We start from the raw sequence: 25,067 nt of genomic DNA, 5'->3' as shown, positions 1-25,067 counted from the left end.
GCAATTGGGTGTCGGTCCGTTGGCATAAACTATGGCATACTTCAGGTGGAAAGAGGTGGCCATGTCAATCAATGCCCAGCTGAATCAGCCGGTGCCGTCGCAGGAGCTCCTGCGCGGAGTCAAAGTTCTCGAGATCTCCTCGCGCCTGTCGGGCGCCTACGCGGGCCGTCTCCTGGTGACGATGGGGGCGCAGGTCGACCGAGTCGGACCCGCCATCGAGCTGGCGGCGCCCGCCAGTGCTGCCGAGCACGCGGTCGCCTGGGTGCACGAAGGGAAGACCCGGGTTCCCGGCCGACCAGATCCGGCAGATGTCGTCGCCGGTGTCGACCTGGTGCTTCTCGAGACCGACGGGGCCGACCCGGAATGGGTGGCGTGGGGCCTCGAGGTCGCAGCAGCCGCTGACGCTCTGTCGTCGCCGCCGGTGGTGGTGTCCCTTGCTGGCGCCATGATCGACGGGGAGCCCATCCCCAGCGACAGCCTGACGACCGGTGCCTGGGCGGCCATGAGCTGGTCCATCGGCGACGCCGACAAGGCACCGCTCGCCCTTCCGTTCGATCTCGCCGACTTCCAGTTGGCTCTCTACGGCACGGCAGCGGGCCTCATCGCGCTGCTGGCGGATCCGGAGCAGAAGGAGCTGCGGCACGTCGACGTCGCGGGCCGTGACGTCCTGGCGTACTACGTCGGGATGATCACGGCGAACTTCCTGCCCTATGAGCGGCCGTGGACCCGCGACGGTGCTCGCCCGCCCGGCTCGGCCGGCGTCTATCCAGCCAGCATCTTCCCGAGCTCCGACGGCCACGTCGTGCTGATGTGCCGGAACCAGAAGGAGTGGCACGCCCTGCTCGCAGCCATGGGCAACCCCGAGTGGAGCCGCGACCCGAAGTTCGACGACCCTCGGGTCGTCGCCCGGCTGCACAGCGACGAGGCGGACGAGCACCTCATCCCCTGGATCGCCAGCCACACGGCTGAGGAGCTGGTCAAGCTGGGTCGGGCCAGTGGGCTCGCCGTTGCGCCCATCCTCTCCGTTCGGGAGGCGATCGACGAGCCGCAGTTCGCGTTCCGGGACTTCTACGACCACGACGCCTCCGGCCTCCGTTCGGCAACCGTTCCCTGGCAGCTGTCCCAGACGCCCGAGGCCGCGACGCCGCGGCAGTGGGCCGTCTCGGGGGAGCACGCCGAGCCGACCCGGTTGCTGGACGGGCTCCGTGTCCTCGATCTCTCCTGGGTCTGGTCCGGACCTCTGACGACCTCGGTCCTCGGCGACCTCGGTGCCGAGGTGCTGAAGGTCGAGCACTCCGGTCACATGGACACCGGCCGGCATCGGGGTCGAGCCCGTCGCAACGGGGTCGAAGTCGAGGGGCCGGAGCACGAGGCCACGCCGTACTTCAATCAGATGAACCACGGCAAGCGCAGCATCACCCTCGACATGAAGCGCGCAGAGGCGCGCGCCATCCTGCTGGACCTGGTCGAGCAGTGCGACGTCATCGTGGAGAACATGCGGCCCGGGGTCCTGGCTCGGCTCGGTCTCTCCTACGACGAGTTCGCGGCCCGCAACCCCGCTGTGGTGATGCTGTCGATGTCGATGGCGGGCCAGGAGGGTCCGTTGAATTCGATGAAGGGGTACGCCGGCATCATGGCGGCCATGTCGGGGCTCGAGTCGCTGATCGGCTACGACAAGGGCAACATCGTCGGCAGCCTGTCGCCCGCGCTGGGTGACCCGAACGCGGCGGGCCACGCCCTGTGCTCGCTGCTGGGCGCGCTGGTCCGTCGCCGGCGGACGGGGCACGGGTGCTGGATCGACCTGTCGCAGATCGAGGCCCTGATGTGCGTGATGCCCGCGCCGATCGCCGCCAGCCAGATCGACGGCGACGTCGAGGTGCCGGTGAACACGCACCCCCTGTTCGCGCCGTACGGGCACTTCCCCGCCGCCGGGGATGATCGTTGGATCGCCCTCGCGGTGCGTTCGGATGATCAATGGGCGGCCCTGTCCGATCTGGCCGCCGGGGTGGCCTCGTGGGCCGGGGACGAGAGGTGGCAGACGGCCGAGGGCCGGTGCGCCGGGAGGGCGGAGCTCGAGACCGAGATGGCTCGCTGGACGGCTGGTCAGGACCGTGACGTGCTCGTCGCAGCGCTGCTCGAGCGGGGTATCGCTGCCGCGCCGGTGGCGTCCTTCGAGGAGATGACCGACTCTGACTGGGTGAAGTCGCGGGAGTTCAAGACCCAGGTGCTGCACCGCTACCTCGGCAAGACTGACCTGTTCGTGGCACCGTTCCGCTACGGCGGACGTCCCGTCGGTCGCGCCGTGCCCGCGCCCATGCTAGGCGCGGACACCGACGACATCCTGAGTGGCCTGCTGGGCATGGAGCCGGCGCAGATCGCGCAGCTCCACGCCCACGACGTCCTGATCTGACACGTCGATCACCTTCGTGATCGGGTCGGCGCGGCGCCCCTTGGCGCGCGCGTCCTCGACCGTCCGCCGAGATCGGCAGCCACGATCCAGCGTGGACGTCCCTTGATCTTTGACTCCGGGTATTCGACGACGACGCGCTTCGCTTCCGCGGCAGAGGCGGGGTCATAGGCAACAACTCGTGCTGCCCATTGCTTTTCTTTATAAAGATCACACATAATCGGTGACTGGCGGTGAGGCTCACGTCACACACGAGCGGGACTCGGGGCCGCGAGTGGTTGGGGTGGAGCCTCACCCGCCGGTAAATCTGAGATTTGCCTTGCATGTTGTGACAAAGCGTATACATAATGGCCGACAGGGGTGTCCCAGGTCACACGGCCTGAGCCGCTTCCTCGAGTAACACGGCTCGGCCGTTGAACGCCACCCGCCCCCGGGTGCAAGTCGACCTTCGCCACTCGGCCAAGGTCACCACCAACACAGATAGGTAGCGCAGATGAGGCGGTTCCACGGGACGACGTCGGTCCGGTCACGGCCCAGAAAGTCCACGGCGCTGGCGGCGGCCGGCGCGGCGGTCGCGGCTCTCACGCTCGCTGCCTGCGGATCCTCAAGCGAAGGCGGCAGCGGTAGCGGGGGGGCTGCCGACCAGGACGCCCTGGACGAGGTGCTGAGCCAGGACTTCACCCTGCCGTACCCGACCGAGCCCGTCGACCTCGGCAAGCACACGGTGACCTTCATCAACCTCGGCGTGGCAGCCGGCGGCAACGCCGAGGTGCAGGCGGATCAAGTCGAGGTGATCGAGAAGGCTGGCTGGACGGTGGACGGTCCGTACGACGGCGAGTTCACGCCGAGCGTGCAGGCGACCCTGATCGAGCAGGCCGTGCTGCGGGGGACGGACGGGATCATCCTGGGCTCGATCCCGCCGCACACCGTCCCGGAGGCTATCAAGTCCGCCCAGGACGCAGGGATCCCCATCGTGTGCAACGAGTGCAAGCCGTCAGATCCGGTGGACGGCGTCACGCTGGTCGGTTCGAGCGCCGAGTCGTTGGTGCAGCACCAGATTCCGATGGTGCTGGCCGCGGTGAACAAGGACGACGCAACCATCGTCCTCGTGACGAACGAGGCCGCGACGGTCGTGGCCAACAACGCGGAGCAGGAGAGGCTGATCGGCGAGCAGTGCCCGGACTGCACGGTCGTCCAGGTCCCCTACGCGAACTCCGACATCGGCAAGCCCACGGTTCCCTCCTTCACCAACATGCTGCGCGAGTACCCGCCGGGCACGATCGATGCGGTGATCACGCCCTTCACCCCTGGCACGACCGCGATGGTCAACCTGGCCGAGCAGGCGGGCCGCGATGACTTCAAGATCTTCGACACCTATGGCGATGCGCCCATCGGACAGCAGATCGCGGACGGTGAGCACGCCCCCCTGTTGGCTGGCACCGTGCTCATCTCGCAGCTGTTCGTTGCCTACGCCGACGTCGACGCCCTCGCCCGGGTCTTCAACGGCCAAGAGGTGCCGGATTACGGCAACAACCCCGCGGTGCCGATCATGCAGCAGAACGCTGCTGACTACGTCAACGAGGACGGTCGCTGGGTGCCGGAGGACATGCAGAGCGCGTTCTACGAGCAGTGGGGCCTGAGCAGCTGATGGCTATGCAGCAGCACCGCAGGGACCGCCGCCGCCGCGAGGCGGCGATGGCGCCCGGCGACCGCACGGGGGGTGAGTCATCCGTGTCCGATCAGAGGGTCACCGTTCAGTGTCGTGGCCTGACCAAGAAGTACGGCGATCACACGGCTCTCGACAAGGTGGACCTCACGTTGCGGGCGGGCGAGTTCGTCGCTCTGCTGGGTCCGAACGGGGCCGGCAAGTCGACCCTGATCAAGCTGCTCGACGGCGTGATCGCCTGTACCGCGGGGTCGCTGAGGCTTGGGTCTGAGGGCGACGCGGCAGCCTCTGCGGGGGTGATCCATCAGGACCTGGGCCTGTTCGACGACATGAGCGTGGCCGAGAACCTCTTCCTCGGGCCGGGCATGTCGAAGCCGTTCCTCTCCTTGAGCAGCGAGTATCGCAGCGCAGAAGAGATGCTCGAGTTCGTCGGACTGTCTGCCGTCGATCCTCGGACCCTGCTGCGAGACCTGTCCCTCGGGCAGCGCGCCTTGATCGCGACGGCGCGGTTGTGGTCGCGCGGCGCGGAGGTCATCGTCGTCGACGAGGTGACCGCGAGCCTTCCTCGCGCCGAGGCGTTCTGGCTGATCGAGCACCTGAAGGGCGCCGCCCGAAAGGGCGCGACCGTGGTCATGGTGACGCACCGCCTCGAAGAGGTCGTCGGTCATGTCGACCGCTACGTGGTGTTTGTCGACGGCAAGGTCGCGTTGGACGAAGGTGGGCACGTCGAGCGGGACGCGCTGGTCGAGGTGATGTCCAGCGGGCGCAACAAGGCGTTGACCACCCATCAGTCCGGTGGCGGCGAGCCGCGAGGAGAGGTCGTCGTCGAGCTGACCGACGTGTCGGTCAATCGCATCGGGCCCCTGAGCCTCACGCTGCACGAGGGCTCCATCACCGGGCTTTACGGCTCTTCGGTGTCGGGGTTCCACGACGCCGCCTACCTCGTGGCGGGCGTGATCCGACCTCGGCACGGGAGGGTGAAGGTCCGGCCAGGCACCAAGGTCACCTGCTTGCCGGCTCACCGTGATGTGGACGGGACGTTCCCGGACCAGACTGTCGAGTTCAACATGTCGATGGGCAACTCGAACCGCTGGCGACGACTCGGTCTGATCAACCTGGCGAAGATGCGTGACGAGATCTCGGCCGCGGCCGTCGAGCTGAACGTCATCCCGCGGAACACCGACGCCGTGATCACGACGCTCTCCGGAGGGAATCAGCAGAAGGCCCTCTTGGGACGGGTCGTTGCCGATCAGCCTGGCTGCGTGGTGCTCTGCGAACCCACGCGCGGCGTCGACGTCGCCACACGCCGTGAGATCTACTCGTTCGTCACAAAGCTCGCCCAGGACGGGTGCGCCGTGATGGTTGCGTCGTCAGACATGGAGGACCTGGCGTCCCTGGCGGACCGGATCGTGGTCATCGACGACGACGGTCAGGTCGAGTCCGTCATCGACGCGGACGGCATTGAAGAGTTCTGCAGCCTGCGCACGGCGCTCGGCTGAAATCAGTCATCAGAAACAGAGGAAAGCTCATGGCCGACAAAGTGATCGAGGAGACCCTGGCGCCCTTCGGCGATCCGGTGTCGCCAGATGAGGTCTCCGCTCCGCGGCGCTCGAGGGCGCGGCTGGCCGGGGTCACGCCGACCGAACTCATCAGCTTGTTCGGCAGTCCCGCGCTGTTCGTGCTCATCTTCGTCGTGTTCGCCCTCTGGTTGGGAGGCGACTTCTACAACTCCTCCCTGCGGATGCTGGAGTTCAGCCAGGCTGTCCCGGCGATGGTCATCACCCTTGGTGTCGTGGTCTGTCTGTCGGTGGGGCAGTTCGATCTCAGCATCGCCTACAACGCCTCGTTGTGCGGTTTCGTCGTGATCGGGCTGTTCTATCGCAACGACGTGCCGATCTGGGCAGCGATTCTCCTGACCTTGTTGCTGGGGAGCGTGGTCGGCCTGGTCAACGGCCTCCTGGTCACCAAGATGCACATCAACGCTTTCATCGCCACTCTCGGGACGGGGGGTGTGCTCCTGGGCCTCGGTAGGGTCTACTCCGACGGCGGACAGGCCATCACGCCCTCGCCGACCGACCACCCGCTGCCGCCGTGGTTCCGGGACTACCTCGGCAGCTTCCAGTACGTGGCGTCCACTCCGGTGGCTGTGGGGATCCTGTTGGTCCTGGTGGCGGCTCTTCTGCACACGATCAACGGCCGTGCTCTCCCGTCCAGCATGTCGCGGCCCGTCCGGGTGGCGATCCTGGCTGCAGTTGCGGCGGTCGTCCTGGGCGGCGTTGCGGTGTCCGGCATCCTCGAACGGGTCAGCCTGAACGTCGTGATCTTCCTTGCGCTGGCGACCGGACTGTGGATCCTCATGACCTACACCACCTTCGGACGCAACATCTACGCCGTCGGCTCGAACCCGCGGGCGGCCGGCTACGCGGGCATAAGCGTGGCCAAGCACACCACGATGGCGTTCGTGCTCGCGGGGCTCATGGCAGCAGTAGCGGGCATCATGCTGTCGGCCGCGCAGGGGTCAGCGATCCAGGGTGCCGCCGACGGGTTCCTCCTTCCGGCCTACGCCGGGGCGTTCCTCGCGACGGTCCTCATCTCTCGCGGGCGCTTCCACATCTGGGGAGCGGTCGCCGGTTCGGTCGGCCTGATCTACGTGGCGTCAGGCCTCGTCGCCGGGGGAGTCGCCTACACGTGGGCAGACGTCATCAACGGTGCGGTCCTCATCGGCGCGGTCGCCCTCAGCAGCGTCGTCCGCCGGTCCCGCTGACGACCAGCGAGGAAAGCCAAATGAGCCAGCAGCGGCTCCTAGGGCTCCACTGGGGGATCAAGGCGAGCTTCATGGACTACATCGCTGCGATGCCCGACAGCCGAGCCTCGGCGGTCGACGGCGCGACGCCGGCGGCGGGCAACTTGCTCGTGTGGGAGCCTGCCGGCTTGCCGGTGCCCGAGGCGGACGACGCCGACCTCCTCCTGGCTTTCCGCGGCGAGGTCCGGCTCTCCGGGCATGGCGGCCTGCTGTCCGTGCGGGTGGCGGACCCGTGGATCACCGCCCGAGGCGGAGAGGCTGTGCTCACGATCCTCGACCCGTCCCGCGCCGACCCTGGACGTCGGCTCCAGCTAGCACGCCTCACCCTCGAGACCCGTCCCGCGAGCGGCAGGCTTCGCATCTGGCTGAGCAAGGACGTCCGACTCGCGGAGGAGGGCACGGCTCTCTTCAACGACGTCTATCCAGCCGGAGAGCAGATGGAGCCCCTCGCCGTCTTTCTCCCGACACCACACGACAACGAAGAAGGTGGAGCATGACGATCGACGGAGCCCTCCCAGAAGAGCTGGACTACTTCAGCCCGGAGTTCAACGACAACTTCGACGAGATCATCGCGGAGATCCTCGAGGAGCGCCCGATCGTGAGGGCGAGCGGGATGTGGATCGTGACCCGCCACGAGGATGTCCGTGCTGTCGCCAACGACTGGGAGACGTTCACGAGCTCCCGCGGCACCATTCCCTGGAACGAGAGCGGGGCGCACTTCCGGCCCACAGCCGTGGATCCCCCGCTGCACCCACACTTCCGGGACCCCTTCGCGAAGCTGTTCGCTCCGAGGGCCATCGGGCCGTTGGAGCCCTTCATGCGGCAGGAGGCACGGGCTCTCGTCGCCGCCATCAAGGAGAAGAGAGAGTGCGACCTCGACGCGGACCTCTCCGCCACGTACATCAGCAACGTCTTCTTCTCGGGCGTCCTCGGACTGCCGCGAGAGGTCGCCCCGAAGATGCTGGAGCTCATCAACCGGTGGAACCTGCCGCCGTTCGACCAGGAGGCACTGGCCGAATACGGGAGGTACGTCGACGAGATTCTCAGGTCACAGCTCGAGGTGCCGGAGCGGTCGCCCATGATCGAGGCGCTCTTGAACCTCGAGGTCGACGGTGAGCCTGTGGCCTGGGAGGACAAGTGCAACACGCTGTCGCTGCTGATCGTGGGCGGGCTGGACACGACGATCAACGCGATCAACCAGAGCTTGCTCCACCTCGCCACGCATCCGGACCTCCGGGCGGAGCTGGTCGACGACCCGAGCCTCATCCCGGCTGCTGTGGAGGAGTTCATCCGGCGTTATCCGGGGGTCGTTGGCCTCGGGCGCTCGGCAACCCGCGACTTGGAGCTCCATGGCCAGAAGATCAAGCAGGGTGACCGGGTGATGGTCGGCTTCGGGACGGCGGCACGCGACCCGCGCATGTTCGACGACCCGCTGGAGATCGACGTCCACCGCCAGGCCCAGGGTCACCTGGCCTTCGGCTCCGGGATCCACCGGTGTCTGGGCTCGCACTTCGCCCGGTTGGAGGTCAGGGTCGCTCTCGAGGAGTTCCTCGCCGCGATCCCCCACTTCACCCTCGACCCCGAGTCCCAGCCCCGCATCACGACGGGCATCGGCAGAGAGGTGCACGGGGTGCGCCTGCTCATCGGGGACGAACTCGGCTGAGAAGCCGTCGCTGACATGTGCGGCCGCACCGGGCGGCCGCGAGCAACACGAGACCTGAAGGAGATCCAGACATGCAGGTGAGCGTCACGGACAAGTGCAGCGGCCACGGTCGCTGCTACACCCTCGCCAAGGGCGTCTACCAGGACGACGAGATCGGCTACAACGCCGCCATCGGACAGACCTTCGAGGTGGGGGCGGACCGAGCCGACGAGGCGCGGCTGGGAGCCATCAACTGTCCCGAGGCCGCGATCCTCATCAGCGAGTAGCGGCACGCATGACCTTCGTCATCACCGGCGGATGTTGCAACGACGCCTCGTGCGTGTCCGTGTGTCCGGTGCAGTGCATCCGGCCACGGCCGGGTGATCCCGACTTCACCACCGCGGAGCAGTTGTACATCGATCCGGCGACCTGCATCGACTGCGGGGCGTGCGTGCAGACCTGCCCGGTCAGCGCTATCACAGCGGACTGGGAGCTTCCCGAACATCTGGACGCGTACCTGGACATCAACGCCGCATACTTCGTCAACAGCCCGATCGAGGAGTCCGAGCCGCCGGATCCGGTGCGGCGACGGCTTCCGGAGGAGCGACCGCAGCTGTCCGTGGCGATCGTGGGGTCGGGACCTGCGGGCTGCTACGCGGCGTCGGAGCTCAGCGCGATCAAGGGCGTGACAGTGTCGCTCTTCGACCGCCTTCCCACCCCGTTCGGTCTCGTGCGGGCGGGGGTCGCGCCGGACCACCCCAATACGAAGCTGATCGCCAAGCGCTTCACGCCAGCCCTGGCTCGACCGAACGTGCACTGCTTCTTCAACGTGGAGGTCGGGAGGGACGTGTCCGTGGCCGAGCTTCTCGAACATCACCACGCGGTGATCTGGGCGGGTGGCGCGAGCGACGACCGCCGGCTGGGGGTGACCGGTGAGAATCTTGCAGGATCGGTCTCGGCCCGCGAGTTCGTGTTCTGGTACAACGGCCATCCCGACTTCGCCGATCGCGAGTTCGACCTCAGCGGGAAGACCGCGGTCATCATCGGCAATGGCAATGTCGCGCTCGACGTCGCCCGGATCCTCGCACGGTCAGACACCACGTTGGCGACGTCCGACATGGCGGACCACGCGATCGAGGCGCTCGCCGGGAGCGGAGTCACCGAGATCGTCGTCACTGGTCGTCGAGGGCCGGAGCACGCGGCGTACACCACCAGCGAGGTGTCGGCACTGGCGCAGCTCGACGGCGTAGCGCTCCTTGCCAAGTCCGACGAGATCGCCCACGTGGCCGAGGTGCCGGGCCACCGGAGCGCGGTGGTCACCGCTGCGGCCGACCGACGGCCCGGGGCCGGCGAGCGGACGATCACATTGCGCTTCGGCCTGATGCCGGAGTCCATCAACGGCACGGACGCGGTCGAGTCGGTCACCTTCCGCAGGGCCGATGGGACACTGGAGACCATCGAGACGTCTCTCGTCGTGCGCGCCGTCGGCTTCCGAGGCAACCGCGTCGAAGGGCTGCCGTTCGACGACACGACCAGCACCCTTCCGCACACCGCCGGCAGCGTCTGGGAGCCGGAGTCGGGCGAGGCGGTGGAGGGCGTCTACTGCGCCGGCTGGATCAAGCGGGGTGCCAACGGAGTGATCGGCACCAACAAGTCGGACGCTGCAGAGACCGTCGACTCCGTCCTGCACGACCTGGCCGCCGGACGACTGCATGAGCCCCCGTTCGGGGTCGACCATCTCGAGGAGCTCGTGTCCAGCCGGCAGCCCGATCTCGTCGACCAGGGCGGCTGGAAGCAGATCGACCGCCGAGAGCTGGGCGCAGGCAAGGCGCTGGGGCGGCCGCGCAAGAAGCTCGTCCGGGTGGACGAGCTCGTCGCGGCCGCGCGCTCAGGCTCCTGATCCGCAGACGAGGGAGGCCGCTGCTTCAGCTCTCCTCGGCGGCGAGACCCATGTCGTCCGCGGACACCGGCGTGGTCAGTGCACCTGCATTCCAGTAGTGGGGGAAGGCTTCGACGATGCGGCCGTTCTTGACGGTGTACATCTCGAGGATCGGGATCGTGTGCTTCTCCCCGGTGGCCTTCGAGGTCATCTCCATGGAGACGTGGGCGATGAACCTCGACTCGTCGACCTCGTAGGTGCCGATGGGGGTCGGCACCATGTCGAAGAGCTCGGACATGCGGGTGGTGAGCGCGACGACCCCCTCGCGGCCCTTCCAGTCGCCGCCGAAGGGGAGGTCAGGCGCCTCGCGGATGACGCAGTTCTCGTCGAAGAGCTGCAGCATCGCGTCGACGTCTCCGCTCGCGAACGTCTTCTGCAGCTCGTCGTGCACCTCGATGGCAGTCTTCACGGGTATCTCCTTGGGTCCGGCTGTCGGTCGGCTGTCGGCGGTCTTCGGGGAGGGTCGTCTGGGTCTGGTCAACTCTGACCTGCGCGCCCGGCCCTGTTATCTTTTTAATGATCATCTACATTTGTCGCGCCAACAACCCTTGCGTGACGATTGTAACAACATCGCGCATCCCATAGTGTGTGCACAACCATCATCACGGTGACTGACGTTCGCGGGTCACCGCCCCTAGGGAGGTCGTTCCACCATGGAGTTCTGGCTTCGATATGACCTCCGGAGCCCGGAGTTCGCGGCCCCGGTGTCGGCTCTGGCGCAGACTGCGATCGAGCAGGCGGAGTGGGCCGACACGAGGGGGTTCGCCGCAGTCCAGCTGTCCGAGCACCACGGGTCTGCCGACAACTACAACCCCTCCCCGCTTCTGCTCGGGGCCGCGATCGCAGCACGCACGAAGAACATGCGGCTCGCCCCGGTCGTGATCGTCCCTCTGCAGGACCCTGTGCGGCTCGCCGAGGACGTGTGCGTGCTCGACCAGCTCAGCATGGGACGGGTCGAGCTGACCGCTGCACTGGGCTACGTGCCGTCGGAGTTCGAGATGTTCGGCGTCTCGATGAAGGACCGCGGCGCGCGGACCGACCGAGCGCTGCAGGTGCTGCGCGCAGCGTTCGACGGGCGTCCCTTCGACTTCGACGGCCGGCAGGGCACGATCTCGCCCCGCGCCCACTCAGAGGCGGGGCCGCCCCTGTTCGTCGGCGGCAGCGTGCCGGCTGCCGCGCGCCGGGCGGGGAAGTACGGAGACGGCTTCTACCCGATGACGGGGTCCGAAGGGATGATCGGCGAGTATGAGCGGGCATGCGCCGACCACGGCCGGCCGGTCGGTCCGATCATCACGGCCCCGCCTCCCAACTACATCCACGTGAGCCGCGACCCGGAGCGGGACTGGGAGCGGATCGCGCCCTATGTGATGCACGAGTCGAACTCCTACGCCCAACTGGCGAAGGAGCTGGGGCAGCAGACGCCCTACGCGGAGGTCGAAACGGTCGATGACCTGCGCAAGCTGGGGACTTACCTAGTGCTCACTCCGGAGGAGTGCATCGACTACCTGAGACCTCATCGCGACAAGCACCACATGGTGTTCGCGATGCTGACGGGCGGGCTGGATCCGGACCTGTCGTGGGAGAGCCTCGAGCTCCTCGCGGCCGAGGTCGTCCCGGTGCTCCAGGCAGATGCAGAGCCCGGTGCCTCGTCGTGAAGGGGCCCGCCGACTCGCCGGTGGCCTGCCGCAGAGTCGCTGTGAGACCGAACCACCACATCAGGAGGAGTGCCGCATGACAGCTGTAGAGGCGTACGAGATCAGGGTGCCCGACGAGGAGCTCGAGGACCTGCGCCGGCGGTTGCGCGATGCCCGGTGGCCGGAGAAGGAGACCGTGGACGACTGGTCCCAGGGTGTTCCGTTGTCGTACCTGCGTGAGGTGTGCGAGTACTGGGCGAACGAGTACGACTGGCGCCGGGTGGAGTCGCGGCTGAACTCCTTCGGTTCTTTCCGCACGGTCGTCGACGGGATCGGAATCCACGCGCTGCACGTTCGGTCACCGGAGCCCGACGCGATGCCGCTCGTCATGACGCACGGATGGCCGGGCAGCATCGTCGAGTTCCTCGATGTCATCGGTCCGCTCACCGACCCCGCCAGCCACGGCGGCGATCCCAAGGACGCCTTCCACGTGGTGGTCCCCTCGATGCCGGGGTTCGGGTTCAGCGACAAGCCGACGGCTTCGGGTTGGACCACCGAGAAGATCGCCGATGCCTGGATCGAGATCATGGCTCGGCTGGGCTACGACCGCTTCGCCGTGCAGGGCGGGGACTACGGTGCGCTCATCTCACAGAACATCGCCCAGGCCCAGCCGGAGCAAGTGATCGCGCTCCACCTGAGCTCCCCGACCCGGTTCCCTCGGCCGGAGGAGACGGCGGAGAACGACGCCGAGCGGGCAGCCTTGGCGCGGGTCCAGAAGTACCTGGACGAGGAGGTGGGGTATGCCAAGGTCCAGATGACGCGGCCGCAGACGATCGGCTATGGGTTGGCTGACTCCCCGGTCGGCCAGGCTGGCTGGCTGCTGCAGGGCTTCTGGCAGTGGACGGACTTCGAGGAGCACATCAGCGAGGTGTTCACGCTGGATCAGCTGCTCGACAACGTGATGATGTACTGGGTGACCAACTCGGGTGCCTCGTCGGCGCGCGCCTACTGGGAGAGCTATGCCAGCTCCCTGAAGTACGCCGACTCGCCGGTCACCGTGCCGATGGGGATGTCGGTGCATCCTGCCGACATCACCCGGCTCTCCCGTCGCTGGGTGGAAAAGGAGTTCACCGACATCCGCTACTGGACCGAGGTCCCCAAGGGCGGCCACCAGGGCGCCTTCGAGCAGCCCGCCCAATTCACCGACGAGGTCCGCACCTTCTTCCGCATGTTCCGCTGAAGACGCTGTACAGGAGGAGTGTGGTCGACGTGCCGGAAGCCGGACCCACCGTCGAGTCTGCGGAGGCGATGCAGATCGAGCACTTCGCGACCTCGCGGACGTTGCCCGAGCTCACCGACCTGCGATCGAGGACGGCGATCGTCACCGGAGGGTCGCGCGGCATCGGACGGGGCATCGCCGAGCGGTTGCACGAGGCAGGCGCGAGCATCGTGGTGGCCGGGCGCGACCTCGCCTCGGCCCAGCGGCTAGTCGACATGCTGGACGACCGGCGCACCGACAGCGCTCTCGCGGCACAGGTCGACGTGACCGACGAGGGACTGGTCGCCGCGATGGTCTCCGCCGCGGTCGAGCGCTTCGGTGGCGTGGACGTGATGGTCAACAACGCCGGCGCCTTCCCCATAGGTCGCATCGTCGACATCGACCTCCCCACGTTCCGTACGTCGATCGACGTGAACCTGATCGGCACCTTCCTGTGCACCCGGGCAGCCGCGCGCGTCATGATCGAGCAGGAGCGAGGGGGCTCGATCATCAACGTGACGTCGATCGCGGGGATGCATCGGGCGCAGCTCGGACTGGCCCACTACGACGCATCCAAGCACGGCGCCTGGGGCTTCACCCGCACCGCGGCCTGGGAGCTGGCTCCCCACCACATCCGCGTGAACGCGATCGCTCCCGGACCCATCAAGACCGATGCCTCGGGCTACGGCGAGGTGGAGGTCTCGGACGAGATGCGCGAGAACGCCAAGGGGATGGCCGCGCGAGTGCCGATGGGGCGGTTCGGGGAGCCGGACGAGGTCGGGCGGGTCGCGCTGTTCCTCGCCAGCGACCTGTCGAGCTACATGACCGGCGCGCACATCGCCGTCGACGGCGGCGTCCTGCTCAGCTGAGCCTGCTCGCGCGCGCTCGCCTCCCCGAGGAGGCGGCGGCTACTTGAGGGCGACCGGGTTCACCGGAGAGCCCACGGCGCCGGTGATGAGGAGCGGCTGCGCGGTCAGCATGAACTCGTACACGCCGTCAGCATGGCAGTCGCGGCCGAGCTCCTCGAGGTCCCAGATCTCGCCGAGCATCATCCCCATGTCGCGGATGGCGAGCAGGTGAAAGGGCAGGTGGATCCCCGGGAACTCCTTGAAGTTGCTCTCCACGGCGAGGTTGTCGGAGGCGATGGCCGCGACCCCTCGCTCGTGCAGCCACGCCGCGCAGCGCCAGCTCACGCCGGGTGACTTGGCGCCCCACTGCGGGTCCCTGGTGTCCAGGAAGTTCTGCCACCAGCCGGTGCGCACGACGAGGATGTCGCCCGTGCCGACGCTCACGCCCTGAGCCGCGGCGACTGCCTCGAGCTCGTCCGGCTCGACGAGGGCGAGCGGCTCGAGCTGGTCGACGCCGCGGTGACGAGCGATGTCCAGCAGCACGCCACGGCCGACCACCTGCCCCCGTGCCGCCACGGCGTCGATGCCCGCCTCGGTGGCACCGAAGCTGGTCACCGAGTCCGCGGGGTAGCCGTTGTAGAGCCGGCCCTCGTAGTACACGTGCGCGAGTGCATCCCACTGCGTGGCTGCCTGCAGCGGCATCATGATGAAGTCGTCGTTGAACCGCAGGGGACCTCTCAGCACCTCGACGAGGTGCTGCTCGGTACTCCCTGCCGGATTCCCGAGGCGGGGGCCGAGGTCCTCGTCGCCGCCGTCGAGCGACATGAGGTGGACCGGGTTGCGCCGGTAGCCGCTCGCCCCCTGCGGACCGTAGGAGTCCAGGGGGATGCTGAGCGAGATGGACTTCCCGACCCGCACGAGGCCCGCGGCGGCTATCAGCGCGGCAGGGGTGATGTGGTTGAGCGTGCCGAGCTGGTCCCGCCCGCCCCAGCGACCCCAGTTGGAGACGTGTCGCGCGGCCTCCCGGATCTCCTGCGGGAGCTCGTAGGTCGCCGGCACCTCAGTAGCCCTGGGCGTGTGCGGCCGCCTGCGTCTTCTCCTCCCAGGCCTGGACGCCGATCACGCGCCGGCTGACCCGCCACACCCCGTCCGCGCCCTTGCGCACGTAGTCGTGCTTCTGCCCGTAGCTCACGACGACCGGCTCGCCGTCGAGCGTCGAGATCATGACTCCGAAGGACCGGGCGACTGCTGAGGACGGGTCGACGTCGTCGGGGATGACCTCGAGGGAGGTGACCGAGTGGCGTGCTGGAAGACCGGGCCCGCAGACGCCCTGGTCGAGCATCTCCTGCACCCGACGGCCGATGCCCTCGTGGCCCTGGTACTGGCCGTGTCCCTCGATCTCCCACGTGGCGTCCTCGCGGTAGTTGAGCAGGTACTCCTCGATCGACGTCCAGTTGTCCGTCATCCAGGCCACTCGGGCGATGAGGTTCCTGATGTCGAGCTCGTCGCGCGCGTCCATCCGTGCGCCCATCTGTGTCTCCGTGTTCTTCGTGCGATAGAGGTCGCCGGCCGGGTCAGTACGGTGTGGCCTGGGCGAAGAAGGTCCGAGGGTTGTCGACGAGCATCGTGTCGATGTCGGCCTGAGTCACGCCGGCGTCCAGCAGGGCCGGGAGGACCTCCTCCTGGATGTGCAGGTGGTGCCAGTTGGGCAGCGCCTCGTCCACGGCGTCGCGGTGCACGATGCCCATGTGCACACAGTTGGCGTCGTGGCTCAGCACGATCCGGTTCGCGAACCCGTCCCGGCAGAGGTCGGCGATGACAGCCACCCGCTCCGCCGTCGAGAGGAGGTCCTCGCCCGTGGACGGGATCCGGTCCAGACCGAACCGGTCGATGCCGATGTAGCTGCCCCGCTGCATGAGACCGCGGAGGTAGTCGAGGTCAGAGGTGTCGCTGCAGTGACCGATGAGGACCCGCGACAGGTCGACGCCGAACTCCTCCAGCACGTCCTGCTGTCGGGCCCCGCTCCCGGCCGGCGCGTTGCTGTGGGTGCCGATCGGCGTGCCGGTCCTGCGGTGGGCTTCGGCCGCTGCCGACAGCAACAGCCGGTTCAGGTCGTCGACGGTCTCGTCGGTCGCGACCTTGATGATGCCGGCGCGCAGGTCGGTCCCGCTGATCCCGTCCACGATGTCGCCCACGAACGCGTCGGCGATCTGGGACGCCGAGTACCTCTTCATCATCGGCGGGGCGGCCAGCCACACCCCGGTGCACGCGATGATGTTGACCGACGACGCCCGGGCCACCTCGGCCGTGGCCTCGATGTCGCGTCCCAGGTCGAAGGTCGTCATCTCTACCAGGCTGTCGACGCCCGAGGCCGCCAGCTGTGCCATCCGCTCGATGGAGGTCGCGATCGCGGCGTCCCGGTCGAAGAGCGCGGGCCACTCGCGGATCACGCCGCCGGAGCCCAGCATGATCACGTGCTCGTGCATGAGAGTGCGCCCCAGCTCTGAGGGGTCGATGTCGCCGGTCAGGGTGGGGATGCGGACGGTCACGTGAGAGCTCTCTGCTGGTGGGCGATCAGAGGGAGAGGCGGCGGTCGAGCCCGGCTGCGACGCGCGCGTCGAACAGGGCATCGTCGGCATCGCGGCGGGAGACGCGGAAGTCCGGCGAGTCCTGCATAGCGGGCTCGGCGGCGCGTGCGTGCACGGCTTCGTAGACCTGCTTGCGGACCGCGATCCGCCACACGCCGTCGCGCCGCACGAAGGTGTCGAGCTTGCGTCCCGCGAAGTCGATCACGATCGGGACGTCCTTGTCGGCCCACTCCGCGCCCAGGAACTGTTCCCGAGCCGCCCTGGCGGTCGCGTCGTGCCTTTGGATGCTGGTTCCGTAGGTCTCCACGAAGGCGGTGTCGTGGTCCACGAACTCGATGAGGATGTTCGTCGAGAAGAAGATGACCTGCTCGATCGGGGCGTGGTACTCCTTCATCCACGCGATGAAGTCGCTCACGTCGCCGTTGACCGACCCGTGCAGGTCGACGCCGTCCTCGGTGTAGCAGGCGCGGACCAGGTCCCAGTCCTTGCGGGAGACCCCGCGCGACCACTGGTAGATCACGTCGCGGATCGCTTCCTTGGACAGGACGAGGTCGAGGCCGGTGGGGGTGCTCATGGGGGTCTCCTTCTTCACGATGCGGTGTCGGTCTCGGCGAGGACGTGGACCACGAGACCGCCGGTGGTGCGCGAGTGGACCCACAGCCCGGCGGCGTCTCCGGTGGCGTTTGCGCTGTCGTCGGTCATGAGCGCCTCCGCCGCGTGCAGCCGAGCGCGGAGGAGCTCGAGGTCGGCCGTCGTGAGGGTCACGTGGCTGATTCCCTGCTGAGCGGGAAGCGCCGGCACCGACCTCTCGCTCGCGTACTCGAAGAGCTCGACGGTCAGGCCCTCCGGGGCGCGGACAGCCGCGTGGCGGACGGGCACCCCGAGCACCTCGGCGTCCTGGACCGGACGCTGCTCGGCGAGGCCGAGGTCGCCGGCGTAGAAGTCGCGGGCCGCGTCGAGGTCATCGACCCGCAGTGCCACCGAACGGAGCGTGGGTCGGTCGCTGGGCGTCGTCGGCTCGGGCGGGGGTGCCGAACCCGCAGCCGGGGGCGGGCGGAAGGACGCCACCTCGCCGGCATCGATCAGCTCGAGAGTGACACCGTGCGTCGACGACTCGTCGAGCCAGCCGCGGTGCAGCGTCACCGTCCGGCCGGGTGGGCGGAGCTGGACCCACACTCCGCGGCTGCGCAGGTTGCGCACTGTCTCGTGGATGTCCGCGACCTTGACGGACAGGTGGAACGCCGGCCGGCCGGCAGCGAGCGCAGCGCCTTGGATCGTGTCCGGCCGCATCGGCTGGATCGGCTCGATCGAGCAGGAGCCGAACGGCAGGAAGGTCGCCAGGACCTCCTCGTCGGAGGCATACCACGTGGGGCGGAGCTCGGTGCGGCCGGCGTTGAAGAGCAGTTCCCAGCGTTGGACGCAGCCCTCGATATCCGGGGTGAGCAGACCGACGTGGGAGATGCTCAGTACTGCTGTCACGGGCCGTCCTCCAGTAGGGCGCATCAACGCACGGGGCAGATTGCACACTATCTCGCATGCAAACTCCGTTGCAACGCTGGCGTTGCTCAGATTTCTTGTCGCCGTTGGCGTGAACGAACCTTACATCAAAAAGTTTATAATGATAACCTCCGAGGGTTCGAGCTAGCGACCAAGGGAGTGGACCGTGCGGTTGACGGATGCGCAGCTGATGGAGCTGTGGGACAAGCAGGCCCTGCACGACAACATCATGTTGTACGTGCGGGCAGCAGACCGGCACGACCGCGAGCTGATGAGGACGACCTACTGGGAAGACTCCTGGGACGACCACGGTAGTTACGTCGGACCGGGGCAGGGTTGGGTCGACGCGGCTGTGTCCTGGCGCGACAAGCTGAGCTACAGCTGCAGCCATCACCTCTCCCGCTCCCGGCCGATCTCGTCGCGGTTCTCCTCGTGATCGCGTCGCCGCCGGGTCCTCTGAGGATCGGGATCGTGGGCGTCGGGCACATCGGCAGCTCGCTCGCCCGCAAGTACGCCGCAGCCGGTCACGAGGTCCGGGTCGCCAACTCGAAGGGTGCCGACGGCGTGCGCGCGTTCGCGGACGAGGTGGGCGCGATCGCCGCCGATGCCCGCGGCGCGGTCGAAGTCGCCGACGTGATCATCTTGTCGATCCCGTTCCCCGCGATCTCGAAGCTGCCGCCCGACCTCTTCGACGGTGTCCCCGAGAGGGTCCCCGTCATCGACACCGGCAACTACTATCCGGGCCTCCGTGACCCGAACATCCCGGAGATCGACGCCGGGATGACCGAGAGCGTGTGGGTCGCACAGCAGATCGGCCGGCCTGTGATCAAGGCCTTCAACAACGTGCTCGCCGAGACGCTCGCTGACCTCGGTGCACCTGAGGGCGCACCCGGCCGACTGGCCATCGCGGTGGCCGGTGATGACGCCGAGGCCAAGAGGGTCGCGATGGGTCTCGTGAACGTCGCGGGATTCGATCCCGTGGATGCCGGCTCGCTGGAGGAGTCCTGGCGGCAGCAGCCCTACACGCCTGTCTACTGCCTCGACCTCGACGCCGCGACCACCCGCGTCAAGCTGGCCGAGGCGGTCAAGGGCGAGGCGCGGCCCAAGATCGCGCACGCACAGGCATTGATGGCCCAGCTCGACCGAGATCTGACGCACGACGACCTGCTCGCGCTGAACCGCACGCTGCAGGGCATCGAGGGCTGACGCGTGGCGGACTGTCGAATCGACCAGTTGTCCCCGCCGGTGGGCGGTGCGACCGTGGGCGGTGGCGCGGGGTGCCACCTGCCCGCCATCGACGGAAGGTAACCGATGCGCATTGCTCTCTCGATCCCCTCGAACAACGGGGTGCGCGACCCGTTGGCTCTGGCGGATCTCGCCGTCCTGGCCGAGGAACTCGGGTTCGACTCGGTGTGGACCTCGGAGCACCTCACCCACGTCAGCTACGTCCATGCGCGCCTGGGGGACCGTCCGTACTTCCACCCGTTGGCCACCCTGTCGCACATCGCGGCGAAGACGTCGCGCATCCGGCTGGGTACGTCGGTGCTGATCCTGCCCTTCCACCAACCGTTCGAGATCGCGAAGTACGTCGCCACCCTCGACCAGTTCAGCGGCGGGCGAGTCACCCTTGGCGTCGGCGTCGGCAACGTGCCGGAGGAGTTCGAGGCGATGAACATCCCCTGGAACCGCCGGGGAGCCATCACGACCGAGTCGATCCAGGTGATGCAGGCCCTGTGGACCGAGGAGGTCGCAAGCTTCGAGGGCAAGCACTGGAGCTTCTCGGGTGTGCGGACCTCGCCCAAACCCGTGCAGCAGCCGTCCATCCCGATCTGGGTCGGCGGCAACAGCGACGCGGCCATCCGGCGTGCCGCTCGTCTCGGCACAGGCTGGCACCCGTCAGCCATCGGCCCGAAGGACTTCGGAGAGTCCCGCAAGGGGGCGGTCGACATCCTGGAGGAGCACGGCCGCGATGTCTCCACCTTCGACTTCGGGGTCCGGCTCAACCTCGGCGTGGGCGAAGCCGTCACCACCGAGGGGGAGCGGAAGGCGTTCGTCGACGGGAACGACTCCCAAGCTCTCGGACGCGAGCTCGACGCCTACCGCGCCGCGGGTGCGACCTATTGCATCCTTGCGCCCGCGTCCGACGACACTGACGCCGTCGCCCAGACCCTGCGCAACGTCGCCCGCGACGTCCTGCCCGACTTTCCATCCGACCACGATCGGTGACCCGGGGCAGCTGGCCCCGCACGATCACTCACAAGGAGGGCTCCTCGTGTCCGAATCGCGACACTCCGACGGCGCGTCCCATGCGGATGAGCAGGCCCTGACGACCGTCCAGCTCTCCCGGACCAAGACGTGGGGCGGCATCCCGACCAAGTCGCACTACACGGCGGCCGACCTGCCCGCCGGCCACAACCCCGACGAGAAGCCGGGTGAGTACCCTTTCACCCGCGGAGCGTTCCCCGAGATGTATCGCTCTCGGATGTGGAGCATGCGGGAGATCGTCGGGTACGCCGCGCCCGAGGACACGCGGGAGGGGCTGCAACGGGCGATCGCCAACGGCGCGAGCGGGATGAACGTCGTCGACGACCTGCCCACGAAGTGGGCCGTGGATCCTGACCATCCCCTCTTCCGCGACGACGTCGGCGTCGAGGGAGTGTCCGTGCCGACGCTCCGCGACTGCGAACGCCTGCTGGAGGGCGTCGACCTGGCCAAGGTCGACCTGGCGTGGCACTCGATCGCCCTGGTCTACCCGCTGACGGTGGCCGTCCACAAGAAGCGGGGGCAGAGCCTGGACGGTCTTCTCGGGTCGCACATGCCGGACTACCTGCACCAGGTCCTGTCCGGGTGGGGCGCGAAGCTGGTCCCACCCAACATGGCGCTACGAATGTCGGCGGACTGCATCGACTACGCGACCGAGTTCACGCCCAAGTGGAGCCTCGGCGTGCCGCAGGCCTACGACTTGCGTGAGCGGGGGGTGAACCCCTCGCAGGAGATCGCGCTGGGCATGGCGATCGTGCAGGCCTGCCTGGACGAGGTCGTGGGGCGGGGCCGCTCGGTCGACGATGTGGCCTCGAAGATGGCGTGGGTGTCCACCTCGGACGTGGACTTCTTCGAGGAGGTCGCCAAGTTCCGGGCACTGCGCCGGGTGTGGGCGCGCACGATGAAGGAGCGCTACGGCGCCACCTCCGAGCGTGCCATGAGGCTGCGGATAGCGGTCCACACGTCGGGCAAGTCGCTGGTCTACCAGCAGCCGTTGAACAACCTGTCCCGCACGGCCATCCAGTCGTTCGCCGCGATTTGCGGTGGGGTGCAGTCGGTCGAGACCTGCACCTACGACGAGCCGATCTCGATACCGTCCGACGAGGCGAAGCAGCTGGCGCTGCGCACCCAGCAGATCCTGGCGCACGAGGTCGGAGCTGCGCGCGTTGCCGACCCCCTGGCCGGCAGCTACTACGTCGAGGCCCTCACCGACGCCGTCGAGCGGGACGCTCTGGCGTTCCTGGAGCGCATCGAGGAGAAGGGTCTGGTGGCCGCGATCGACTCCGGCTGGCTCGAGGCCGAGATGGACGCGTTCAACGTGGAGTTCGACGAGGAGCTGCAGTCGGGGGACCGGCTCGTCGTCGGCAAGAACGCCTTCACCGCCGAGGACGAGGAGACGCCGAGCCGCTTCGAGGAGCGGACGGCATCGATCGAGGCCCACGTGCGTCGGTTCGTGGAGTTCCGCGACAGCCGCGACATGCGTCGCGTCGGCTCGGCGATCTCGACTCTCTACGACGTCACCCGACAGGGTGGCAACCCCTATCCGCCGATGATCGAGGCACTGATCGCCGACGCGACGGTCTCCGAGGTCTGGGGCACGCTGCGTCAGGCGTTCGGGCACGCGTACGACGCGTTCGGGATCGTCGATTCGCCCTTCGACCTCTCGCCGGCATGAGCGCGCGACCTGTGCGGATCGCGCTGGGCATGCTCGGGCTGGACGTCCACACGAAGGGCATCCGCACGCTCAGCCTCCGGCTGCGCGACGAGGGCTTCGAGGTCGTCTACCTCGGCGAGCACCTGACGACGACCCAGCTGGTGCAGGCCGTCATCGCCGAGGACGTCGACTGTGTGGGGGTCAGCTTCTCCTCGGCCTCCTATGTCAAGCAGTGTCGCACGCTGCTCCAGGAGATGGAGCGCCAGGGAGCGTCGGACGTCCCGGTCGTTGTGGGGGGCCTGATCCACGCCGACGACCACAAGGTGCTGCAGGAGATGGGCATCGCGGCGATCTTCGGCCCCGGCTCGGCCACCCGGCAGATCGCGGACAGCCTCCATGAGCTGTGCCGGGGATCAGCAGAGAGCGGATCGGAGCCGGACCGGAGGGTGCAGGGATGAGCGTCAAGTTCGAGATCGCGGAGCACGTGGCCGATCCGTCACAGGGCACCGTCAGCGACCTTACGGTCGGTGATCTGCTCCGGCGGGGTGCGGACCGCGCCCCAGACCGGGTCGCCCTCAAGGCCCGGACGCCCGATCGGTCGGATCAGCGCGAATGGACCTACCAAGAGGTCTTGGACCAGTCGGAGGCGATCGCCCGCTTCCTCCTGCGACGGTTCCAGCCCGGTGAGCGGGTCACGGTGCTCGCCCCCAACGTCCCCGAGTGGTGGCTGCTCGAGTTCGGCGCGGCCATGGCCGGAGTGGTCGTCGTCGCCGCCAACCCTGCCAGCAAGCTGCCCGAGCTGCGACACGTCCTCGCCGACTCCGATTCCTCCGGCATCGTCTCGATGTCGGAGTACCGCGGTGCAGACACGAGAAGCATGGTTGCGAAGGTCGTATCAGAGCTGCCGTTCGTGCGCGAAACGGTCTTCCTCAACGACCTGCCCGGACTGGTGGCCGCGCACCGTGGGGATGACCCGGCGCTGCCGTCGGTCGACGCGGACGACCTGTTCATGATCCAGTACACCTCCGGGACGACGGGCCCGCCCAAGGGCGCCATGATGCGCCACCGGGGCGTGGTCAACACCTCGAAGTTCGCGACCGAGCGCTTCGCGCTCGACGAGGGCTCTGTCTGGCTCAACTGCATGCCGATGTGCCACACGGGAGGCTCGGTCCACTCGACCCTCGGCACACTGTGGAACCTCGGGACGATGCTGATGGTCCCGCAGTTCGACGCCGGGTTCGCGCTCGAGCTGATCGAGACGGAGCGGGCGAACTGGATCACCACGGTGCCGACGATGGCGCTGCGGCTGCTGGACCACCCCAGCTTCCCGAGTCGGTCCATGGAGTCTCTGCGGCTGCACGCCTGCGGTGGTGCGCCCGTCGCGCCGGAGCTGGTCGACCGGGTCGAGCGGGAGATGGGCTGCGACTTCGTCATGATCTACGGGCAGACTGAGATGAGCGGCATGATCTGCCAGACGTTCCGCGATGACACCCTGGAGCACCTCACCCAGTCAGTGGGATACCCGTTGGGTCCGATCAACGTCCGGATCTGCGCGCCGGAGGCTCCCGAGCCTCTGGCGATCGATGAGGTCGGTGAGATCTGCTACAAGGGGTTCAGTGTCTTCGCTGGCTACTGGAACAACCCGACGGCGACCGAGGAGGTCCTCTCCGCCGACGGCTGGTTCCGGACCGGTGACCTCGGCACCATCCGGGAGGACGGGTACCTGACGATCAACGGGCGCCTGAAGGACATGCTGATCCGTGGTGGAGAGAACATCTACCCGCGCGAGATCGAGGACCAGCTGATCGAGCACCCCGACGTCGCGGAGGTCGCGGTCATCGGCCTCCCGGATCCCGAGTGGGGCGAGGAGGTCGCGGCTGTGGTCCGTCTGCACGAAGGTCGGGTGGTCGACCAGGCGCAGCTCAGGGCTTTCCTCGTCGACCGGATCTCCGCTCACAAGGTGCCGCGACAGTGGTTCTTCCTCGACGCCTTCCCGGTGACGCTGAGTGGCAAGATCCAGAAGTTCGCGCTCCGCGAGTCCCTGATGCGTCAAGACGCCGAATGACACCGAGGGGAAGGACGGTCCGACCAGTGCGACGACTCGAGACGATCGCCGAGATGAACGCCCGTGGCGAGGCTGCGCTCGGCATCTTCGTCGGCAGCACCGACCCGTCGATCACGGAGTCGGTCGCCGCTGCGGGTTACGACTTCGTGGTCATCGACTGCGAGCACACACCTATGGATCCGCTCACGACGCTGCCGCACGTGCGTGCCGCGGAGGCCGCCGGCATCCGGGTCTTCGCCCGGCTGTGGGACCTCTCGCCTGCCGCCGTGCAGCGGTTCCTGGACATCGACGTCCAAGGACTGATCATCCCGCACGCCGACAGTGCCGAGAGCGTCGAAGCCGTGGTGGCGGCTACCCGCCGGCCACCGCGCGGAGTACGGGGCACCTGCCCGATCGTCAGAGGTGCCGGCTACTCCAGGGAGGGCTGGGACGAATACGTCGCCTCGTCCGAGGAGGACATCTTCATCAGCCCGATCATCGAGTCGGCGGCCGGCCTCGAGAACGTCGACGCGATCGCTGCTGTCGAAGGTGTGGACCTGGTGTACCTGGGCGCGGTCGACCTGGCGGCTGAGATGGGTGTGCCGGTCGCCTCGCCCGAGATCGCCGACGCTTGGCGCAGCGTCGCCGCGGCGGCCGAGCGGCACGGCAAGCGCGCCATGGGTCCTCTGCTTCCCGACGTGGACCAGAGCGAGGCGGGTGCGTTCGTGCTGGGGATGGACCTCGGCGTACTGACCGCCAGCCTTCGACAGCTGTTGGACTCGACGGCGCCGGCGGTTCGCAAGCGGATGAGGGCCGGCTGAGTCA

The 25,067-nt window shown here is 67.9% G+C and carries 24 protein-coding genes; 18 read left to right on the top strand and 6 right to left on the bottom strand.

Going from position 1 to position 25,067, the window contains the following annotated elements:
* The first annotated feature begins 61 nt into the window (after positions 1–61).
* The 8 genes from D0Z08_RS14855 (at position 62) to D0Z08_RS14820 (ending at position 10,418) form a co-directional block, all read left to right on the top strand.
* Positions 62–2,410, top strand: coding sequence for a CaiB/BaiF CoA-transferase family protein (locus D0Z08_RS14855; RefSeq protein ID WP_220454187.1), 2,349 nt, complete (start codon positions 62–64; stop codon positions 2,408–2,410).
* Between the two features lie 490 nt (positions 2,411–2,900).
* Positions 2,901–4,055, top strand: coding sequence for a sugar ABC transporter substrate-binding protein (locus D0Z08_RS14850; RefSeq protein WP_118926035.1), 1,155 nt, complete (start codon positions 2,901–2,903; stop codon positions 4,053–4,055).
* Positions 4,056–4,138: 83 nt separating this feature from the next.
* Positions 4,139–5,572 carry an ATP-binding cassette domain-containing protein gene (locus D0Z08_RS14845; RefSeq protein WP_182481312.1) on the top strand — a complete coding sequence of 478 codons (1,434 nt, stop codon included), beginning with the start codon at positions 4,139–4,141 and terminating at the stop codon, positions 5,570–5,572.
* Between the two features lie 29 nt (positions 5,573–5,601).
* The gene (locus D0Z08_RS14840) at positions 5,602–6,837 is read left to right on the top strand and encodes an ABC transporter permease (protein ID WP_118926033.1); all 1,236 of its coding nucleotides are present in this window, start codon (positions 5,602–5,604) and stop codon (positions 6,835–6,837) included.
* Between the two features lie 20 nt (positions 6,838–6,857).
* Complete coding sequence (locus tag D0Z08_RS14835; protein WP_118926032.1) at positions 6,858–7,373, top strand: HtaA domain-containing protein; 516 nt, start codon at positions 6,858–6,860, stop codon at positions 7,371–7,373.
* Positions 7,370–8,539, top strand: coding sequence for a cytochrome P450 (locus D0Z08_RS14830; RefSeq protein ID WP_118926031.1), 1,170 nt, complete (start codon positions 7,370–7,372; stop codon positions 8,537–8,539). Before D0Z08_RS14835 ends, D0Z08_RS14830 begins: the two co-directional genes overlap by 4 nt.
* Before the next feature lie 71 nt (positions 8,540–8,610).
* Positions 8,611–8,805 (top strand): ferredoxin, encoded by a 195-nt coding sequence (locus D0Z08_RS14825; RefSeq protein ID WP_118926030.1) that lies wholly within the window; start codon positions 8,611–8,613, stop codon positions 8,803–8,805.
* 8 nt (positions 8,806–8,813) lie between these two features.
* Positions 8,814–10,418 carry an FAD-dependent oxidoreductase gene (locus tag D0Z08_RS14820; RefSeq protein ID WP_118926029.1) on the top strand — a complete coding sequence of 535 codons (1,605 nt, stop codon included), beginning with the start codon at positions 8,814–8,816 and terminating at the stop codon, positions 10,416–10,418.
* Positions 10,419–10,443: 25 nt separating this feature from the next.
* Here the strand turns inward: D0Z08_RS14820 and D0Z08_RS14815 are convergent, their stop codons facing one another.
* Positions 10,444–10,866 carry a nuclear transport factor 2 family protein gene (locus D0Z08_RS14815; RefSeq protein ID WP_118926028.1) on the bottom strand — a complete coding sequence of 141 codons (423 nt, stop codon included), beginning with the start codon at positions 10,864–10,866 and terminating at the stop codon, positions 10,444–10,446.
* Positions 10,867–11,110: 244 nt separating this feature from the next.
* On the opposite strand from D0Z08_RS14815, the gene D0Z08_RS14810 reads away from it, so the two are divergent.
* The 3 genes from D0Z08_RS14810 to D0Z08_RS14800 all read left to right on the top strand — a co-directional run bounded on the left by D0Z08_RS14810 (position 11,111) and on the right by D0Z08_RS14800 (position 14,218).
* On the top strand, positions 11,111–12,112 hold the full coding sequence (locus D0Z08_RS14810; RefSeq protein WP_118926027.1) for an LLM class flavin-dependent oxidoreductase: 1,002 nt from the start codon (positions 11,111–11,113) through the stop codon (positions 12,110–12,112).
* 76 nt (positions 12,113–12,188) lie between these two features.
* Complete coding sequence (locus D0Z08_RS14805) at positions 12,189–13,331, top strand: epoxide hydrolase family protein (protein WP_118926026.1); 1,143 nt, start codon at positions 12,189–12,191, stop codon at positions 13,329–13,331.
* 29 nt (positions 13,332–13,360) lie between these two features.
* Positions 13,361–14,218, top strand: a complete 858-nt coding sequence (locus D0Z08_RS14800) for an SDR family NAD(P)-dependent oxidoreductase (RefSeq protein WP_220454186.1) — start codon at positions 13,361–13,363, stop codon at positions 14,216–14,218.
* A gap of 39 nt (positions 14,219–14,257) precedes the next feature.
* Here the strand turns inward: D0Z08_RS14800 and D0Z08_RS14795 are convergent, their stop codons facing one another.
* Genes D0Z08_RS14795 through D0Z08_RS14775 form a run of 5 tightly spaced genes read right to left on the bottom strand, consistent with a single transcriptional unit; the run spans position 14,258 to position 18,264 of the window.
* Entirely contained in the window at positions 14,258–15,256 is a 999-nt protein-coding gene (locus D0Z08_RS14795; RefSeq protein ID WP_220454185.1) for a cyclase family protein, read from the bottom strand.
* A gap of 1 nt (position 15,257) precedes the next feature.
* The gene (locus tag D0Z08_RS14790; RefSeq protein WP_118926025.1) at positions 15,258–15,728 is read right to left on the bottom strand and encodes a nuclear transport factor 2 family protein; all 471 of its coding nucleotides are present in this window, start codon (positions 15,726–15,728) and stop codon (positions 15,258–15,260) included.
* A gap of 43 nt (positions 15,729–15,771) precedes the next feature.
* A complete protein-coding gene (locus tag D0Z08_RS14785; RefSeq protein ID WP_220454184.1) occupies positions 15,772–16,746 on the bottom strand; it encodes a phosphotriesterase family protein in 975 nt (324 codons plus the stop codon).
* A 25-nt stretch (positions 16,747–16,771) separates the two neighbouring features.
* Entirely contained in the window at positions 16,772–17,359 is a 588-nt protein-coding gene (locus D0Z08_RS14780) for a nuclear transport factor 2 family protein (RefSeq protein ID WP_118926024.1), read from the bottom strand.
* Between the two features lie 14 nt (positions 17,360–17,373).
* Positions 17,374–18,264, bottom strand: a complete 891-nt coding sequence (locus tag D0Z08_RS14775) for a VOC family protein (protein ID WP_182481311.1) — start codon at positions 18,262–18,264, stop codon at positions 17,374–17,376.
* A 184-nt stretch (positions 18,265–18,448) separates the two neighbouring features.
* Between D0Z08_RS14775 and D0Z08_RS14770 the strand changes: the two genes are divergently transcribed.
* The 7 genes from D0Z08_RS14770 (at position 18,449) to D0Z08_RS14740 (ending at position 25,063) form a co-directional block, all read left to right on the top strand.
* A complete protein-coding gene (locus D0Z08_RS14770) occupies positions 18,449–18,718 on the top strand; it encodes a nuclear transport factor 2 family protein (protein WP_118926022.1) in 270 nt (89 codons plus the stop codon).
* Between the two features lie 35 nt (positions 18,719–18,753).
* On the top strand, positions 18,754–19,488 hold the full coding sequence (locus D0Z08_RS14765) for an NADPH-dependent F420 reductase (RefSeq protein WP_220454183.1): 735 nt from the start codon (positions 18,754–18,756) through the stop codon (positions 19,486–19,488).
* Positions 19,489–19,593: 105 nt separating this feature from the next.
* On the top strand, positions 19,594–20,508 hold the full coding sequence (locus D0Z08_RS14760; protein WP_118926021.1) for an LLM class F420-dependent oxidoreductase: 915 nt from the start codon (positions 19,594–19,596) through the stop codon (positions 20,506–20,508).
* A 46-nt stretch (positions 20,509–20,554) separates the two neighbouring features.
* Positions 20,555–22,219 (top strand): methylmalonyl-CoA mutase family protein, encoded by a 1,665-nt coding sequence (locus tag D0Z08_RS14755; protein WP_220454182.1) that lies wholly within the window; start codon positions 20,555–20,557, stop codon positions 22,217–22,219.
* A complete protein-coding gene (locus D0Z08_RS14750) occupies positions 22,216–22,656 on the top strand; it encodes a cobalamin B12-binding domain-containing protein (RefSeq protein ID WP_118926020.1) in 441 nt (146 codons plus the stop codon). The genes D0Z08_RS14755 and D0Z08_RS14750 overlap by 4 nt, the downstream gene beginning before the upstream one ends.
* Positions 22,653–24,263: a class I adenylate-forming enzyme family protein gene (locus tag D0Z08_RS14745; RefSeq protein WP_118926019.1), complete on the top strand. Its 1,611-nt coding sequence runs from the start codon at positions 22,653–22,655 to the stop codon at positions 24,261–24,263. Before D0Z08_RS14750 ends, D0Z08_RS14745 begins: the two co-directional genes overlap by 4 nt.
* A 26-nt stretch (positions 24,264–24,289) precedes the next feature.
* Complete coding sequence (locus D0Z08_RS14740) at positions 24,290–25,063, top strand: HpcH/HpaI aldolase family protein (RefSeq protein ID WP_182481310.1); 774 nt, start codon at positions 24,290–24,292, stop codon at positions 25,061–25,063.
* Positions 25,064–25,067: the final 4 nt, after the last annotated feature.

Origin of the sequence: Nocardioides immobilis (genome assembly GCF_003515065.1) — a bacterium.
In the GTDB taxonomy this organism is placed as follows: domain Bacteria; phylum Actinomycetota; class Actinomycetes; order Propionibacteriales; family Nocardioidaceae; genus Nocardioides; species Nocardioides immobilis.
Note: the sequence above shows the minus strand (reverse complement) of the source record. Positions and strands in the feature narration are given on the sequence as shown.

Excerpts from the sequence above, each read along its gene's own strand:
- D0Z08_RS14805 (WP_118926026.1), top strand. The coding sequence starts at position 12,189 with ATGACAGCTGTAGAGGCGTACGAGATCAGGGTGCCCGACGAGGAGCTC.
- D0Z08_RS14825 (WP_118926030.1), top strand. The coding sequence starts at position 8,611 with ATGCAGGTGAGCGTCACGGACAAGTGCAGCGGCCACGGTCGCTGCTAC.
- D0Z08_RS14760 (WP_118926021.1), top strand. The coding sequence starts at position 19,594 with ATGCGCATTGCTCTCTCGATCCCCTCGAACAACGGGGTGCGCGACCCG.
- D0Z08_RS14790 (WP_118926025.1), bottom strand. The coding sequence starts at position 15,728 with ATGGGCGCACGGATGGACGCGCGCGACGAGCTCGACATCAGGAACCTC.
- D0Z08_RS14820 (WP_118926029.1), top strand. The coding sequence starts at position 8,814 with ATGACCTTCGTCATCACCGGCGGATGTTGCAACGACGCCTCGTGCGTG.
- D0Z08_RS14840 (WP_118926033.1), top strand. The coding sequence starts at position 5,602 with ATGGCCGACAAAGTGATCGAGGAGACCCTGGCGCCCTTCGGCGATCCG.
- D0Z08_RS14835 (WP_118926032.1), top strand. The coding sequence starts at position 6,858 with ATGAGCCAGCAGCGGCTCCTAGGGCTCCACTGGGGGATCAAGGCGAGC.
- D0Z08_RS14830 (WP_118926031.1), top strand. The coding sequence starts at position 7,370 with ATGACGATCGACGGAGCCCTCCCAGAAGAGCTGGACTACTTCAGCCCG.
- D0Z08_RS14810 (WP_118926027.1), top strand. The coding sequence starts at position 11,111 with ATGGAGTTCTGGCTTCGATATGACCTCCGGAGCCCGGAGTTCGCGGCC.
- D0Z08_RS14780 (WP_118926024.1), bottom strand. The coding sequence starts at position 17,359 with ATGAGCACCCCCACCGGCCTCGACCTCGTCCTGTCCAAGGAAGCGATC.
- D0Z08_RS14745 (WP_118926019.1), top strand. The coding sequence starts at position 22,653 with ATGAGCGTCAAGTTCGAGATCGCGGAGCACGTGGCCGATCCGTCACAG.
- D0Z08_RS14855 (WP_220454187.1), top strand. The coding sequence starts at position 62 with ATGTCAATCAATGCCCAGCTGAATCAGCCGGTGCCGTCGCAGGAGCTC.
- D0Z08_RS14750 (WP_118926020.1), top strand. The coding sequence starts at position 22,216 with ATGAGCGCGCGACCTGTGCGGATCGCGCTGGGCATGCTCGGGCTGGAC.
- D0Z08_RS14850 (WP_118926035.1), top strand. The coding sequence starts at position 2,901 with ATGAGGCGGTTCCACGGGACGACGTCGGTCCGGTCACGGCCCAGAAAG.